The 13,945-nt window shown below is 43.5% G+C and carries 9 protein-coding genes; 4 read left to right on the top strand and 5 right to left on the bottom strand.

What is annotated here, in order from left to right; translation table 11 throughout:
- Window position 1: 1 nt before the first annotated feature.
- Window positions 2–703, top strand: coding sequence for an OmpA family protein (locus tag HWQ47_RS16280; RefSeq protein ID WP_269967113.1), 702 nt, complete (start codon window positions 2–4; stop codon window positions 701–703).
- A 53-nt stretch (window positions 704–756) separates the two neighbouring features.
- Here HWQ47_RS16280 and HWQ47_RS16275 read toward each other — a convergent pair whose 3' ends face one another.
- From HWQ47_RS16275 to HWQ47_RS16255, 5 genes are all read right to left on the bottom strand, one after another.
- Window positions 757–1,626, bottom strand: coding sequence for an MBL fold metallo-hydrolase (locus tag HWQ47_RS16275; protein ID WP_269967112.1), 870 nt, complete (start codon window positions 1,624–1,626; stop codon window positions 757–759).
- 129 nt (window positions 1,627–1,755) lie between these two features.
- The gene (locus HWQ47_RS16270; RefSeq protein WP_269967111.1) at window positions 1,756–4,833 is read right to left on the bottom strand and encodes an efflux RND transporter permease subunit; all 3,078 of its coding nucleotides are present in this window, start codon (window positions 4,831–4,833) and stop codon (window positions 1,756–1,758) included.
- On the bottom strand, window positions 4,830–8,096 hold the full coding sequence (locus tag HWQ47_RS16265; RefSeq protein WP_269967110.1) for an efflux RND transporter permease subunit: 3,267 nt from the start codon (window positions 8,094–8,096) through the stop codon (window positions 4,830–4,832). The genes HWQ47_RS16270 and HWQ47_RS16265 overlap by 4 nt, the downstream gene beginning before the upstream one ends.
- A gap of 13 nt (window positions 8,097–8,109) precedes the next feature.
- Entirely contained in the window at window positions 8,110–9,201 is a 1,092-nt protein-coding gene (locus tag HWQ47_RS16260) for an efflux RND transporter periplasmic adaptor subunit (protein ID WP_269967109.1), read from the bottom strand.
- A gap of 533 nt (window positions 9,202–9,734) precedes the next feature.
- The gene (locus tag HWQ47_RS16255; protein WP_269967108.1) at window positions 9,735–11,027 is read right to left on the bottom strand and encodes a citrate synthase; all 1,293 of its coding nucleotides are present in this window, start codon (window positions 11,025–11,027) and stop codon (window positions 9,735–9,737) included.
- Window positions 11,028–11,436: 409 nt separating this feature from the next.
- On the opposite strand from HWQ47_RS16255, the gene sdhC reads away from it, so the two are divergent.
- From sdhC to sdhA, 3 genes are read left to right on the top strand one after another with little or no spacing between them, the layout of a single operon-like run.
- The gene (gene sdhC / locus HWQ47_RS16250) at window positions 11,437–11,832 is read left to right on the top strand and encodes a succinate dehydrogenase, cytochrome b556 subunit (RefSeq protein WP_269971770.1); all 396 of its coding nucleotides are present in this window, start codon (window positions 11,437–11,439) and stop codon (window positions 11,830–11,832) included.
- Entirely contained in the window at window positions 11,826–12,173 is a 348-nt protein-coding gene (gene sdhD, locus HWQ47_RS16245; RefSeq protein ID WP_269967107.1) for a succinate dehydrogenase, hydrophobic membrane anchor protein, read from the top strand. The genes sdhC and sdhD overlap by 7 nt, the downstream gene beginning before the upstream one ends.
- Window positions 12,174–13,940, top strand: coding sequence for a succinate dehydrogenase flavoprotein subunit (sdhA, locus tag HWQ47_RS16240; RefSeq protein WP_269967106.1), 1,767 nt, complete (start codon window positions 12,174–12,176; stop codon window positions 13,938–13,940).
- Window positions 13,941–13,945 lie beyond the last annotated feature (5 nt).

Raw genomic sequence — 13,945 nt, 5'->3', positions numbered from 1 at the left:
CATGATGACAAAAATATCTTCTATCTTAGTGTGCAGTTTCAGTGCTGTTTGCTTGTTATCTGGTTGTGCGCAAGAAATATCGCTACAGGTACCGGAACCTGTGATGGTGGAGAAACCCGCCGAGATGGTTCAATATGAATTGACGTTATTTTGTGCCACTAAGACTCATAATATAAGTCAGCGGGTGACCATTTCTGATGTGACCGCCATCGCCCATCATAGAGATGGTAGGCTACTGATTAAACAAGCAGTGCATCAACCCAAAACCGAAGCCGCTCTATTGAAATTGGCAAAACATCAGGATGTCACGTCACAGTGTATGGAATATCTGTCCACCAGTGGCTTAATGACCGCAGAAATAGATGGCGGCTTGCTGGCTAGGGTTTATTTTAATTTCGACAGTGAAGCATTGACGCCGGAGTCTCGATATATCTTAGAACAAGTGGCTGAGAATCTGGCTCGAGGTCATGAAAATATTCAACTTGTTGGTCATACCGATGGGGTGGGTACCGATAAATATAACTACGATTTGGGACATCGCCGAGCCATTACGACTCAGACCTACTTAGATAAACATGGAGTGAACGCCGCACAACTTAGTCGCGAAAGCCAAGGTGAAAAAAGCCCCATTGCCAATAATGACACTGCCGATGGCAGAGCGTTAAATCGAAGAGTCGATCTGCACGTTTCAGGTCAGAAATAAACACATCGGTATAAGAAAAGCGGCAACATCCTATGGATGTTGCCGCTTTTCAATCACTTGGGCTTTGAAAGCCCATTATAGAGAGTGTCTATCCACTTCTTCTCTGAAATAAACTTCCACTGCCAAGATGCTAACTTCTGAGGAATACCTTCGGCCTGAATATCTTCTAGCGATAGTCCGGCCATGAGTTTGCTCTCCATCCAGTTAATGGAATCATCCAGCATATGTTTAAATCGAATCAGATCATTTTTATTCGCCAGTGAGCCATGTCCCGGTATCACCTTGGTTTTGCTGTCAATCTTCGCGATCATGGTGGCGACATTATTTCGATAGCCTTTCACAGAGCCTCCAGCATTCAAGTCGATGTAGGGAAATTTGTCTTTAAAGAACAGATCCCCCATATGAACCACACTCTTATCCTGCCATAACACGACGCTGTCACCATCGGTATGGCCTGGCCCCATGTGCAGCAGTTGCAAATTATCACCATTAAAATGGATATTAATCCCCTCATGGTAAGTAATGCTGGGTAGACCTGTTGGTGTGTAGCTATTATTACCTGAGAGGCGGGAGAGTACATTGTGATGGGCTAAGATGACGCCATCAATTCCAAAGAGGTTGTTACCCCCAGTATGATCGCCATGATAATGAGTGTTTACCACATACTTAGGTTTTCCAATTTGTATTTTTGACAATGCCGCAGAGATTTTATCGGCTAGCGGTGCAAACTGGTTGTCTATGATAAGAATGCCGTCACTACCTGCTGACACTCCAATATTGCCACCTGAGCCTGTGAACATGTAGCTTGTTTGAGTGAGTTGTTCAGGCTTAATCTCTACATCTTTGAACCTATTATTATCGGCAATTGTAGAGGTTGTCAGTAGATAACTTAAGCTTAAACTAAGCAGTAATCGAGTGTTCATCCAATGCCTCATATTATTGTTATTATGTTACTAAATATAACCTTGCGGGCACAAGATCACAACAAATATACTCTGTAAAATGAAAAGACTGCAATTAAGCAGCCTCTGTAGTTAGTCTGTATCTACTGTTTAATTGGCCCAAGGCAGTAATCGCCTCGACACTCGATTTGCCTGACCTAGCTTAACTGAAGCACTAAATCGCATTCTATATAGCGCTTGGTAACATAGCGGTACGAGATAGAGACTGGTGACTGTTGAAAAGGTCAGTCCGCCTATAATCGCGATTGCCATGGGGGAATATGACGGACCTCCACCTCCTAGCTGTGTATCACCCATCGCTAAGGGAACAAGCCCAAGTACAGTGGTCCCAACTGTCATCAATACTGGACGTAAACGTGAGTTACACACCTGACTGATGGTGTCTGATAGTTTATCCAGATCCGGTGAAAGCTGATTTATCTGGTCAACGAGAACGATGCCGTTGTTGACCACAATCCCCATTAAAATCAAAATACCAATCATGGCCATAATATCCATCGGTGTGCCAGTAAACAGCAGTGCCCAAAAAACACCGGTTATGGAAAATAGAATTGATGTAATGATGGCCGTTGGTAATAACAATGATTCAAACAGGGCTGCCATGACGATGTAGATCATGGCAATGGCCAGAATCATATTCGTTGCCATTATCGCTTCATCTTCATCCTGTTTCTGAAAGCCTCCTCGCAGAGAGTAGCCATAGCCTGATGGGAAGTTGACAGCTTCCATTATTGTTGTTATCTGCTCCTGTGCTTCCTCCATGGTAAGATCATCAAGGTTAGCACCGATAGAGAGTGCTGTTTGTCTGTCGTAATGCCTGATAGTGTCGAACCTAGGTTGGAATGTTATCTCAGCTAAACTCTCCAAGGTATAAACCCGATCGTCGATACGTACCACAGGAAGCTGTTTGAGTTTTTCCAAAGATAAGCGCCATTGCTGCTCAAATGCCAATTCAATTCGAAGTTCACCATTGGGATCGTGGCGAAATGATCTAAGCTGAGTGCCACGCAGTGCCATAGAGATGTTCGATGCAATCTCATTGAGCTTAAGATCAAGACGTGCAGCCATCTCCCGGTCGATATGGATAATCACCTCTTGTTGAGCCCCGCTTATTTCCGATCGCACATCGGTGAGACCTTCAATAGAGGAGAGCAGAGGGATCACCTGCTCACTTAACGTGATGAGTTCGCTGGTAGAACGTCCGGTTAAAGAAATCCTGAGGCCATTGTTATCATTACCCCAGCCAAACTGTGGTTTAGCAATGGAGAATTTAGGAAAACCTTCACGTATGATGTTCTTGAGTGCCTTCATATCTACTTCAATATCTTCATTGAGGATAAGGGTTGATTGACCACGGTCGGCAGAAAAATAGCTATACACAGAATCGATCTGGAATGCTTCTTTATTTCCGTAAAGGTAGTTTTCCATCTTAGTTATCATCGCCTCGGTAACATCTAAGCTATGGCGTCCTTCGACCTGATAGTTGATATAAAGGCGATTATTTCCCTCACCGTCAGATTGATCTTGATTAACGAAAGAAAGGGGTAGGGCTGTGGATGCTAATAATGCTAGGGCAATAACCCCAGAGATTTTAGGATGAGATAAAATCCAATTCAGGCTCCGTTGGTAATAGCTGCGCAGCTTACTCTCTTTTTGTTCCGCTTCTATTTCAAAATGCATTTTGCTTAGCATGAGAGGTAATAGCGTCTTTGCCACCAGTAGCGATGCTGCTAGTGAGATACAGATGGCGATGGCCACATGCTCTAAGAAGATGGTTAATTCGACTTTAACGCCAAAGATATTAGGCAGGAACACGATAGCAGTAGTGAGGGTTCCGGCCAAAACAGCCAGTGAAACCTTATTAACACCCGTTAATACTGCATTATCATTTGCAACTTGTTCATCAACCAACTCCGATGTTGGAGAATTTTTTTGAGTTTGTTTTTCCTGCAATACACTTTCGGTCACGACAACGGCATTATCAATGAGCATACCAACAGCTAAAAGCAGACCCATCATAGAAAGGATGTTTAAGCTGTAACCCAGTAGATACATAGTAGCTAACGTCATGCAGATAGAGATCGGTACAGAAGTCACTACCACTAAAGTCATTTTTAGATTTCGTAGAAACAGATAGAGCACGGCAAATGAGAGCAGGGCACCAAGCAGACCTGCGGTTAACAGATCTTCTAATGATGATGTTACCCCATAGGCTTGATCTTCCATGACGAATAACTTGACCCCTTTAAATTGCGGATCTTGTTTAGCGCTTTCAATCACTTTCATCACACGCTTGGATACTTCAACTAAGTTGGCTCCGGACTCTTTAAATACATCCAGGCCAACCGCATATTTTTGATCTAAGTGGCGACCATCTAAACGTTCAGGTAGTGAGAAACTGACGTTGGCAATATCTCCTAATGTAATACCTGGTTTTAGAACGAGTGCGTTAATGTCATCAAGGTTTCTAAATTCGCCTTTAGGGGACACCTGATAAACTTGTGTTCCAGTGCGTAATATTCCTGCGCTGACAACAAAGTTTTCCTGTTGTAATCGACGTTTTAACGCTTGAATTGAGATGTTGCTCGACGAGAGTTTATCTGCATTTAACCGTATTTCAATCTGCTTTTGCTCAACACCGTATAAGGTTACTTGTGATACACCTTCGACGCGTTCGAGGGGACGTTTAAGTTGTTTATCCAGCAGGTCAAAGGCACCAGATAGCTCACGATCGCTCGATATTCTTAAGTTAAGTACTGGCATGTCAGCGGTTGAGAACTGACGGATTAAGACTCGCTCAACATCTTTGGGTAAAAGGTGCCTCACAGCGTCTATTTTTTCTCTCGCTTCTAGGCTTTTCGTGGCAACATTTTGTCCCCATTTCATCCTGAGTTCTATCTCTGCTCCATTTTGTGAAGAGTTTGAACGAAGCTCCTCAATACCACTCATGGTCGCGAGTGACTCTTCGAGCACACGGGTGATATCTCGTTCCACTTCTGCAGGCGTTGATCCTTTATAAGGCACCTCTATATTAACCTGTGGCATATCAATGCCAGGGAACATCTCCAGTGGTAATAGACGACTGGAAGCGAGGCCAAAGAGCAGTATGGCAACGAAAAACATACTGGTTGTGACCGGTCTTTTAATGGCTAAACGGGTTAAGTTCATGGCTGACCTCCCACACTTTCGACGGACATATTCTGCTCTTGAACATTGTTAACCTTGTACTCTTTACGGTCAAAGAGGGCATAAAGCACTGGAATAACCACGAGGGTTAGCAGGGTTGAAAGGCTAAGGCCAAATATAACTGTTATCGCCATCGGAGCTCTCACCTCGGAACCATCACCTAGGCCAAATGCCATGGGAGACAAGCCTAAGGCCGTGGTCAAAGTGGTCATAATGATAGGACGTAAGCGAGACTTCGCCGCTTGTGATATTGCGGTGAGTTTCTCTAGACCCTCTTGGCGAAGTTGGTTGATTCTATCGACTAGCACAATCGCGTTGTTAACCACAATACCGGCCAACATGATTAAGCCGATAAACACCACCACACTTAAATGGGTCTGGGTGATGTAGAGGCCTAAAATACTACCGCCAACCGCCATCGGTACTGCGATAAGGATCAATAAAGGATGAAGCAGTGACTCAAACTGGCTCGCCATGACGAGATAGACCAAGAAAACAGCAAGCACTAGTGCGATTTGTAATGATTGGAATGAGTGTTCCATTTCCTCATTTTGACCACCGAACCTTGCTTGAATTGAAGTCGGCAGGGTTTGTTGACTCAATATCGTTCTGGCTGCTAGTACAGCTTCATTGAGATCGCCATAAGCAAGGTTTGCCGAGACAATCGCGACCCGCTGTTGACTGATTCGGTTGATAGCCGATGGTCCCAACTTGAGTGATACATCGGCTACGGCACTTAATGTGATTGGGTAACGACTGTTTGGGTTAACAATCATTGAGTCAATATCACTGATTTGATTCCGCTCTTCAATCTCACTTCTGACCAGAATATCTATCTTTCGATCTCTGACGGTATACTGACTGGCGACAGTTCCCCCTATGCGCTGGGCGATACGATTTGCCACCGTTGGTGCATCCATACCCAGTTTAGCGAGGCGTTCATGATCGAAACGTATGCTGAGTTCTGGTTGGCCATCTCTTAAGCTGGTATTGATATCAGCAAAGCGGTCAGAATCTGACAGAGCATCAACTAAACTGTCGGCTGTACTCTTAAGTTGAGCTAAGTCATAACCGATGAGTTCAATCTCTAAAGGTGTTTTAAAGCTAAATAACTCAGGATGTTGGATTTTTGCTTCCAGTTCCGGGATCCGCATGGCAGTGCGTCGCAGCACATTTGCAACCGTATCAAACGCGCTGTGATCAGCTAGTACGACTTGTAAACGGCCCCAGTTTTCGCCACCACGTGAGGTATCAGATGTCATCAATCCACCGCTACCAGCTTGACTGTATGCGTGTTTTACATCTTCTCGGTCTTTAATCGACAGCGCTAGCTTACGCAGGATCTTGTCGGTTTCTGATACTTCAGTCCCTGGTGGAAGTAGTATCTCTACATAAAACTCTCCCTGATTCATCGGAGGGATAAGTTCCATACCGAGTTTAGGGACTAAGGAGGCTGCGCCTAAGGTTACTAATAGGGCGATAGCGATGGTCAAGATTTTAAACTTAAGAGCCAGTGCCAATAGAGCATGGTAAAAGATCTCTAACTTATGGTAGACCCAGTTGAAGCCTGAACTAAGAGGTCTCATAAATAGACCCACAAACCATGAGAGGAGTCGAGTTAGCATTAAGGCTAAAGTGAGTAGTGCACTTGGCAGATAGCTGAAGAGCAAGATGAAGGGAAAGGAGAATACGGTAGCGCTGTAATACTTAAGTTTACCGACTCTTGTTTCAGGCTTAGCTTTTTTAGTTTTTTCGATGAGAGGTGGTAACATTTTAAACCCTTCTCGTGATGCGAGCATAGGGATAGTGGTTAGTGCAACTAATAAAGAGGCCAGAAGTGCGAAGGTGACGGTTAAGGCTTGGTCTGAAAATAGGGCTCCAGCAACACCATCGACAAATACAAGGGGGACAAATACAGCTAAAGTCGTTAATGTTGATGCGAAAATAGCGCCAGAGACCTCTTTAGTGCCAGTTACCGCAGCATCAAGCTTGTTCATGCCTAGAGATTTACATCTGTCGATGTTTTCAAGTACCACAATGGCATTATCAACTAACAAACCCACCGCCAGTGCAATTCCCCCAAGTGACATGATGTTTAAACTAATACCGGCAAAGTACATCATGTTGAATGTGGCAATCACAGAAAAAGGAATAGAGATTGAGATAATTAAGGTCGGGATAATATCCCTTAGAAATAGATAGATGACGAGCATTGAAAGTAGGCTACCAATCAATGCTGCTGAAGTGACTTCACTGACTGCACTTTCAATAAATTCAGATTGATCGTAAATAACCTTGAGTTCTGTTTTGTTGTTATTTTCGTTTAATTTTGCAAGTTCAGCGGTGACTTTACGTGCTACAGCTACTGTATTGGCGTCTCCCTCTTTGTAGATCGCCAGTTCAATTGACTCCTGATCACCGATACGAGTGACATCGTTACGTTCTTTATGAGCATCGACAATTTCAGCTACCTCGAATAGCCTGACTAAAGTTTGTTGATCACGATAAACGACTATCTGACCCAGCTCCTCCAATGAGTTAAATTGGTTAAGTGTTCTCACTAGGTACTCTTTTTCTCCTTGGATCACCTTACCGGCGGAGAGATTGATATTTTCTTCTGCTATGCGACTTCGGATAAGATCGGCATTGAGGTTAAGTTGAGTTAACTTCTGTTGATTAAGTTGAATGTGAACTTCTTGTTCAAGACCGCCTGAAAGTCGAACCGCCGCGACGCCTGTCAATGATTCCAGCTGACGTTTTAGCTCCTCTTCGGCATAGGTTCTCATCAGTTTTAGATCACTGTCACTGGCTTCAGGTACCGATAGAGCTAAGCGAACAATGGGATCAAGGTTTGGATTAAATCTTAGCAATAAAGGTTTTTTTACATCTAAAGGCAGCTCAATTGTGTCGAGTTTTTCTCGCACATCTAAGCTTGCCATATCCATGTCGGTACCCCATTCAAACTCAAGCACAACATCTGACATGCCTGAGCGGGAGATGGAGCTGATTTTACGTAAGCCTTTGACAATACCAGCGGCTTCTTCAATTGGTTTTGAAACTAACTGCTCAACTTCTACAGGTGCAGCACCGATATACTGTGTTCTAATCGTGATGGTGGGATAACTTAAATCGGGTAGTAATTTCACTGCCAAACGGGAGAAACCCACCATGCCGAATAAAATGATGGCAAACATGAACATCCAAACTGTGACAGGTCGGTTTACTGATGTTTTTATAATAGACATAGACCTGACTCCTTTATTTGCTTGCTGACGCTAAGTCTAGAGAGCTGATGACTTCAACCAGTGATTGGTCTTTGAGGTTTTGATGTCCGCGGATCACGATCTGCTCACCAGGTTCAATGCCTGATAATACTTCTACAGTGTCAGCTTCACGATAGCCAAGAGACACTGCACGGCGGTTGACATTGCTTCCATCGATAACATAGAGAGCAAACTCATTATCTTGATTGACGACAGCGTTATAGGGAACGGTGATCACATTGTTGTGAGTGTCGTATCTGAGTTCGACGCGGGTAAACATCCCTGCTTTTAATTTTCCATCACTATTAGGAACAGAGAGTGTGACTTTGAAGGTCCCACTTTGTGCATCAACAACTGGACTGATGCGCAGTACTTTGGCATGAACGGTTGCAGCCGTATTTTTATTGGCAAAGCTATTTGCAAAGAGTTGAGCGTCCTGACCAAGTTTAAGGCTCTCAAGTTGTTTTTCTGGAAGGTGAACGATGCCATAGAGTTCATCTTGATTAACCACATAAAACAGTTCATCGAACTCCTTAGCCATATTGCCCTCTTTTACAAAGCGAGTCGCAATGACGCCATGTATGGGTGAACGGATCATGCTCTCCTGAACTTGAAGGGCTGCCAAATCTCTTTTTGCGATTGCAGCTTGCAGGTTATACTCAAGTTTGGCCATAGAATCGGCACTAAAAAACTGCTTGTTACTCATTTTGTTTAAGCGGTTTAATTCCTGCTCAATAATTTCAACTTCGGCTTGAGAGCTAGCCAATTCAAATGTTTGCCTTTTTGCATCGATCACAGCAAGCAGTTGACCTTTGGTCACTCTGTCACCCTCTTCAACTTTGATCGTTTCAATTAAGCCTGAGATCCGTGTAACAACATTTGCTTCCTGTGGTGCTTCTAGTGTTGCAGTCGTACTGTAAAAGGAGGACACGTCTCCTTGAAGTACGGTTGTTGTTTCAACTGGGACAGCATATTTTTCCTCCTCTTTGACTTCCTCTTCTGCGCCACAGGCACTTAATAAGGCGACTAATACTAAGGGGAGGGTAAGTTTGAAATAGTTATTAGCGCGTTTGTTTAGAGAGTCCATGTAAAGTTACCTATATTTTTTGATCCAATTAACTCTGAGTTGCACAAGTCGTGCCAAAGATTAAAGTCCTTATTAATCAGCGGTATATCATGTGTTTTAGTGAGTTGATTAACGAGGTTGTAAACTATGTGGTGATAATGTTTAAAATGTGATGGTTTTGACTATAGAATTATTCCACATTAAATGGGTGACTGAATTGATTCTAATTGCAACAAAATGTAGCTAGATATATTTACGTTGAAAATTGACATCAAGTAGAGATACAAGGTTTTAATGACCTGTTTAATAGGGAAAAAGTGTTGGCCAAGATAAGAGGGGTTAATTGGGATAGGTCGAGTTCAGATATTGATGAGCTATGGCCACTTAAATTTAATACAATCAAAAAAAATAAGCATTAGAAATTATACTCTGTCACAAGTGGCTGCATGAGCAGCGAATAGTCCAGTGTTTCATTCTGTCTCATGGTTCAGAAAGTGGTTTTGTGGCAATAAAAAAGGCGCTCAATGAGTGCCTTTAACATCAGTTACCTAATTTTAAGCTTTACGTTTTTCTTTAGGAACAAAGGTGCGTTCTGAGTCACCAGTATAAAGTTGTCGTGGGCGACTGATTTTATGACCTGGTTGATCTAGCATCTCTTTCCAGTGAGCAATCCAACCGACAGTACGTGCAAGTGCAAATAATACGGTGAACATGCTAGTTGGAATACCGATAGCCTTCATGATGATGCCTGAATAGAAATCAACATTAGGGTAAAGCTTCTTAGAGACAAAATATTCATCTTCAAGTGCAATACGCTCAAGTTCCATTGCAACATCAAGCAGTGGATCGTTGACTTTAAGTTCAGCTAAAACTTCGTGACAAGTTTCACGCATCACTTTGGCACGTGGATCGAAGTTTTTGTAGACGCGATGTCCAAAGCCCATAAGACGGAAAGGATCTTCTTTATCCTTAGCGCGAGCAATGAATTCAGGTATACGATCGACAGTACCAATCTCTTCGAGCATGTTCAGGCAAGCTTCATTAGCACCACCATGAGCAGGTCCCCAAAGTGATGCAATACCCGCTGCGATACACGCAAATGGATTCGCACCAGAAGAACCGGCTAGACGAACTGTAGAGGTCGATGCATTTTGTTCGTGGTCTGCATGTAAAATGAATATACGGTCCATAGCACGTTCTACAATTGGGTTAATTTTATACTCTTCACATGGCACTGCAAACATCATGCTGAGGAAATTACCCGCGTAGCTCAAATCATTACGTGGGTACACAAAAGGTTGACCAATTGAGTACTTGTAACACATGGCGGCGATAGTTGGCATTTTAGAGACTAGACGGTAAGCGGCTATTTCGCGATGACGTTCATCGTTGACATCTAAAGAGTCTTGGTAAAATGCAGACAATGCACCAGTAACACCGCATAACATTGCCATAGGATGAGCATCACGGCGGAAGCCTCTAAAGAAGAAAGCTAACTGCTCATTGACCATAGTGTGGTTTTTGACAGTGTAAACAAAACTGTCATATTGAGTCTTAGATGGGAGCTCTCCGTACAGGAGCAGATAACATAGATCTAAATAATCTGAATTAACGGCTAATTCACTTATTGGATAACCACGGTGAAGCAGTATCCCTTTTTCGCCATCAATGTAGGTAATTGCTGATTCACAGGAGGCCGTAGCGAGAAATCCTGGATCGAAAGTAAAGTGACCTTTGCTACCTAGTTTACTAATGTCTATCACATCGAATCCTGCGGTGCCTTCCATGACTGGCAGTTCGATAGTTTCATTTCCTGGCAGTTCCAACTTGGCTATTTTGTCAGCCATACCCTTCTCCTTACTTCATTCTTATGTGAGTGCGGCTTATCAATCGCCAATACTCTACAGTGAATATAGATCACATTTCAATTTAAATAAGTGTTTTAATTCGTTAGACCATGGTCTTATTTTAGTTAAACCGTATATCAGAACAGGAACTTGGCAGTTTTTTTACCAAAAAAACTAAATTTGCATAATGTGATGTTTGTATTTGACATTTGCCCCGCGTATACTTGCCACGGCTCTTATGAGCGACTTACATTATCACTTGGTTATCATTTATTTGCGTACTTAATAAGTGTTTACTAGAATGGTTAATTGTTTGTTTAAACTTTTCTTTTGCGACAATGAAAATTGTGATTGATATCACAGTTTGGTGTTTGAGCAAAAGCGGTTCGTATAACAAAAATATAGCTCAATAGAGCAGAGTGAGCAGAACGTGAAAAAGAAAAGACCTGTCCATTTAGATCTGCAAACCATTCGCTTTCCTGCAACAGCGATTGCGTCCATTCTTCACCGTGTATCCGGTGTCATCATGCTATTTGCTGTCGGTATTCTCATTTGGTTGTTAAATGAATCTTTAGCATCCCCTGAGAGTTTCGCGGGCATTCAATCTCTTTTTGATAATTTGTTGGTTAAATTTGTCATCTGGGGAATTCTTACTGCACTTGGTTATCACCTTATCGTTGGCATACGCCACTTGATAATGGATACCGGGCGTTGGGAAGAATTAGCCTCAGGCATTGCATCAGCAAAAGTCGCGTTTGCCTTGTCGGCCGCGTTTTCAATCATTGTGGGGATTTGGGTATGGTAACTAACGCAGCAAGTCTTGGCCGCAGCGGTGTCCATGACTTCATTCTTATACGCGCAAGTGCAATAGTTCTGGCTGTATATACCATTTTTTTGGTTGGATTTATTGCATGTAGCTCTCCACTAACCTACGACGTTTGGCATGGCTTATTTAGCGCATTGTCAATGAAGGTATTTACCCTACTCGCACTTGTTGCGGTACTGATCCACGCATGGATTGGGGTTTGGCAAGTACTTACAGACTATGTTAAGCCTTTAGCTTTACGTGGTGTGCTTCAGTTCGTTTTTGTCGTTGCCGCCTTCTGCTATATGGCTGCCGGTATTTTGATAGTGTGGGGTGTTTAAGTGAGTATTCCAGTTCGCGAATTTGATGCGATTGTTATCGGCGCTGGCGGCGCAGGTATGCGAGCAGCATTACAGATATCTAAAGAAGGTAAAAGCTGTGCGCTTTTATCAAAAGTATTTCCAACACGTTCTCATACCGTATCTGCGCAAGGTGGTATCACCGTAGCGCTGGGTAATGCCCATGAAGATCATTGGGAACAACATATGTACGACACCGTCAAAGGTTCCGATTTTATCGGCGATCAAGAAGCAATAGAGTTCATGTGTAAGACGGGACCTGAAGCGGTTATCGAATTAGAGCAGATGGGTCTACCATTCTCACGTTTCGAAAATGGCACTATTTACCAACGCCCATTTGGTGGCCAGTCAAAGAATTTTGGTGGTGAACAAGCTGCACGTACCGCAGCAGCGGCTGACCGTACGGGTCACGCGCTTTTACATTGTTTATACCAGCAAAACGTAAAACATAAAACTGAAGTATTCTCTGAATGGTATGCACTTGATTTAGTGAAGAATGAAGATGGCGTTATCGTCGGTTGTACAGCAATCGATATCGAAAGTGGTGAAATTGTTTACTTTAAAGCTAAAGCAACAGTACTTGCGACGGGCGGTGCTGGACGTATCTTTGCTTCAACCACTAATGCTCACATTAATACCGGTGACGGTGTTGGTATGGCGATGCGCGCTGGTGTACAGATGCAAGACATGGAGATGTGGCAGTTCCACCCTACAGGGATTGCAGGTGCTGGTGTACTTGTGACCGAAGGTTGTCGTGGTGAAGGTGGATACCTGCTAAACAAAGACGGCGAACGTTTCATGGAGCGCTATGCGCCTAATGCGAAGGATTTAGCCTCACGGGATGTTGTTGCCCGCTCTATGATGACTGAAATTCGTGAAGGCCGCGGTCTTCACGGTCCTCTTGGTCCACATCTATTGCTTAAGCTGGATCACCTCGGCAAAGAAACGTTAGAAGCTCGTCTTCCTGGGGTATGTGAATTATCTCGTACTTTTGCGCATATCGATCCTGCTGATGGGCCAATCCCTGTTCTCCCTACTTGTCATTACATGATGGGTGGTTTGCCGGCTAAAGTGAGTGGCCAGGTGTTGCGTAAGAACGCTGATGGTACAGAGAGCGACGTTATTGGTCTATTCGCTGTAGGTGAGATTGCTTGTGTATCTGTACACGGTGCCAACCGCTTAGGTGGTAATTCACTGCTTGATTTAGTGGTCTTTGGTCGTGCTGCGGGACAGCATCTAGGTAAAGCATTAGATGAAACCGCTACACCTAAAGATGCCACTGATGCAGATATCGCTAAGTCACTTGAGCGTCTAAATCGTTGGGAAAACAACAAAGACGGTGAAGATCCTGTACAGATCCGTAAAGACTTACAGCTTTGTATGCAGCTTAATTTCTCAGTGTTTCGTAGTGGAGATGCTATGGCAGAAGGCTTAAAAGAGCTTAAAGCCATACGTGAACGTCTAGCGAATGCTAAACTTTCTGATAACTCTTCTGAATTCAATACTCAACGTATTGAATGTTTAGAGTTGGATAATCTGATGGCAACGGCTATTGCGACAGCTTACGCGGCTAACTTTCGCACAGAGAGTCGTGGTGCACATTCACGTGAAGATTATTTGGAACGTGATGATGAGAATTGGTTGTGTCACAGCCTGTTTGATCCTGCAACCGAAGAGATGGATCGTCGACCTGTGAACATGGAGCCTAAGCTTCGTGCCGCATTCCCGCCGATCAAGCGCACTTACTAAGGAAT

The sequence above is a fragment of the Shewanella sp. MTB7 genome (assembly GCF_027571385.1).
Lineage (GTDB): Bacteria > Pseudomonadota > Gammaproteobacteria > Enterobacterales > Shewanellaceae > Shewanella.
Note: the sequence above shows the minus strand (reverse complement) of the source record. Positions and strands in the feature narration are given on the sequence as shown.

Bases quoted from the DNA above. Each gene is read 5' to 3' on its own strand.
- HWQ47_RS16265 (WP_269967110.1), bottom strand. From the start codon at position 8,096: ATGTCTATTATAAAAACATCAGTAAACCGACCTGTCACAGTTTGGATG.
- HWQ47_RS16255 (WP_269967108.1), bottom strand. From the start codon at position 11,027: ATGGCTGACAAAATAGCCAAGTTGGAACTGCCAGGAAATGAAACTATC.
- HWQ47_RS16260 (WP_269967109.1), bottom strand. From the start codon at position 9,201: ATGGACTCTCTAAACAAACGCGCTAATAACTATTTCAAACTTACCCTC.
- HWQ47_RS16280 (WP_269967113.1), top strand. From the start codon at position 2: ATGATGACAAAAATATCTTCTATCTTAGTGTGCAGTTTCAGTGCTGTT.
- HWQ47_RS16270 (WP_269967111.1), bottom strand. From the start codon at position 4,833: ATGAACTTAACCCGTTTAGCCATTAAAAGACCGGTCACAACCAGTATG.
- sdhD (WP_269967107.1), top strand. From the start codon at position 11,826: ATGGTAACTAACGCAGCAAGTCTTGGCCGCAGCGGTGTCCATGACTTC.
- HWQ47_RS16275 (WP_269967112.1), bottom strand. From the start codon at position 1,626: ATGAACACTCGATTACTGCTTAGTTTAAGCTTAAGTTATCTACTGACA.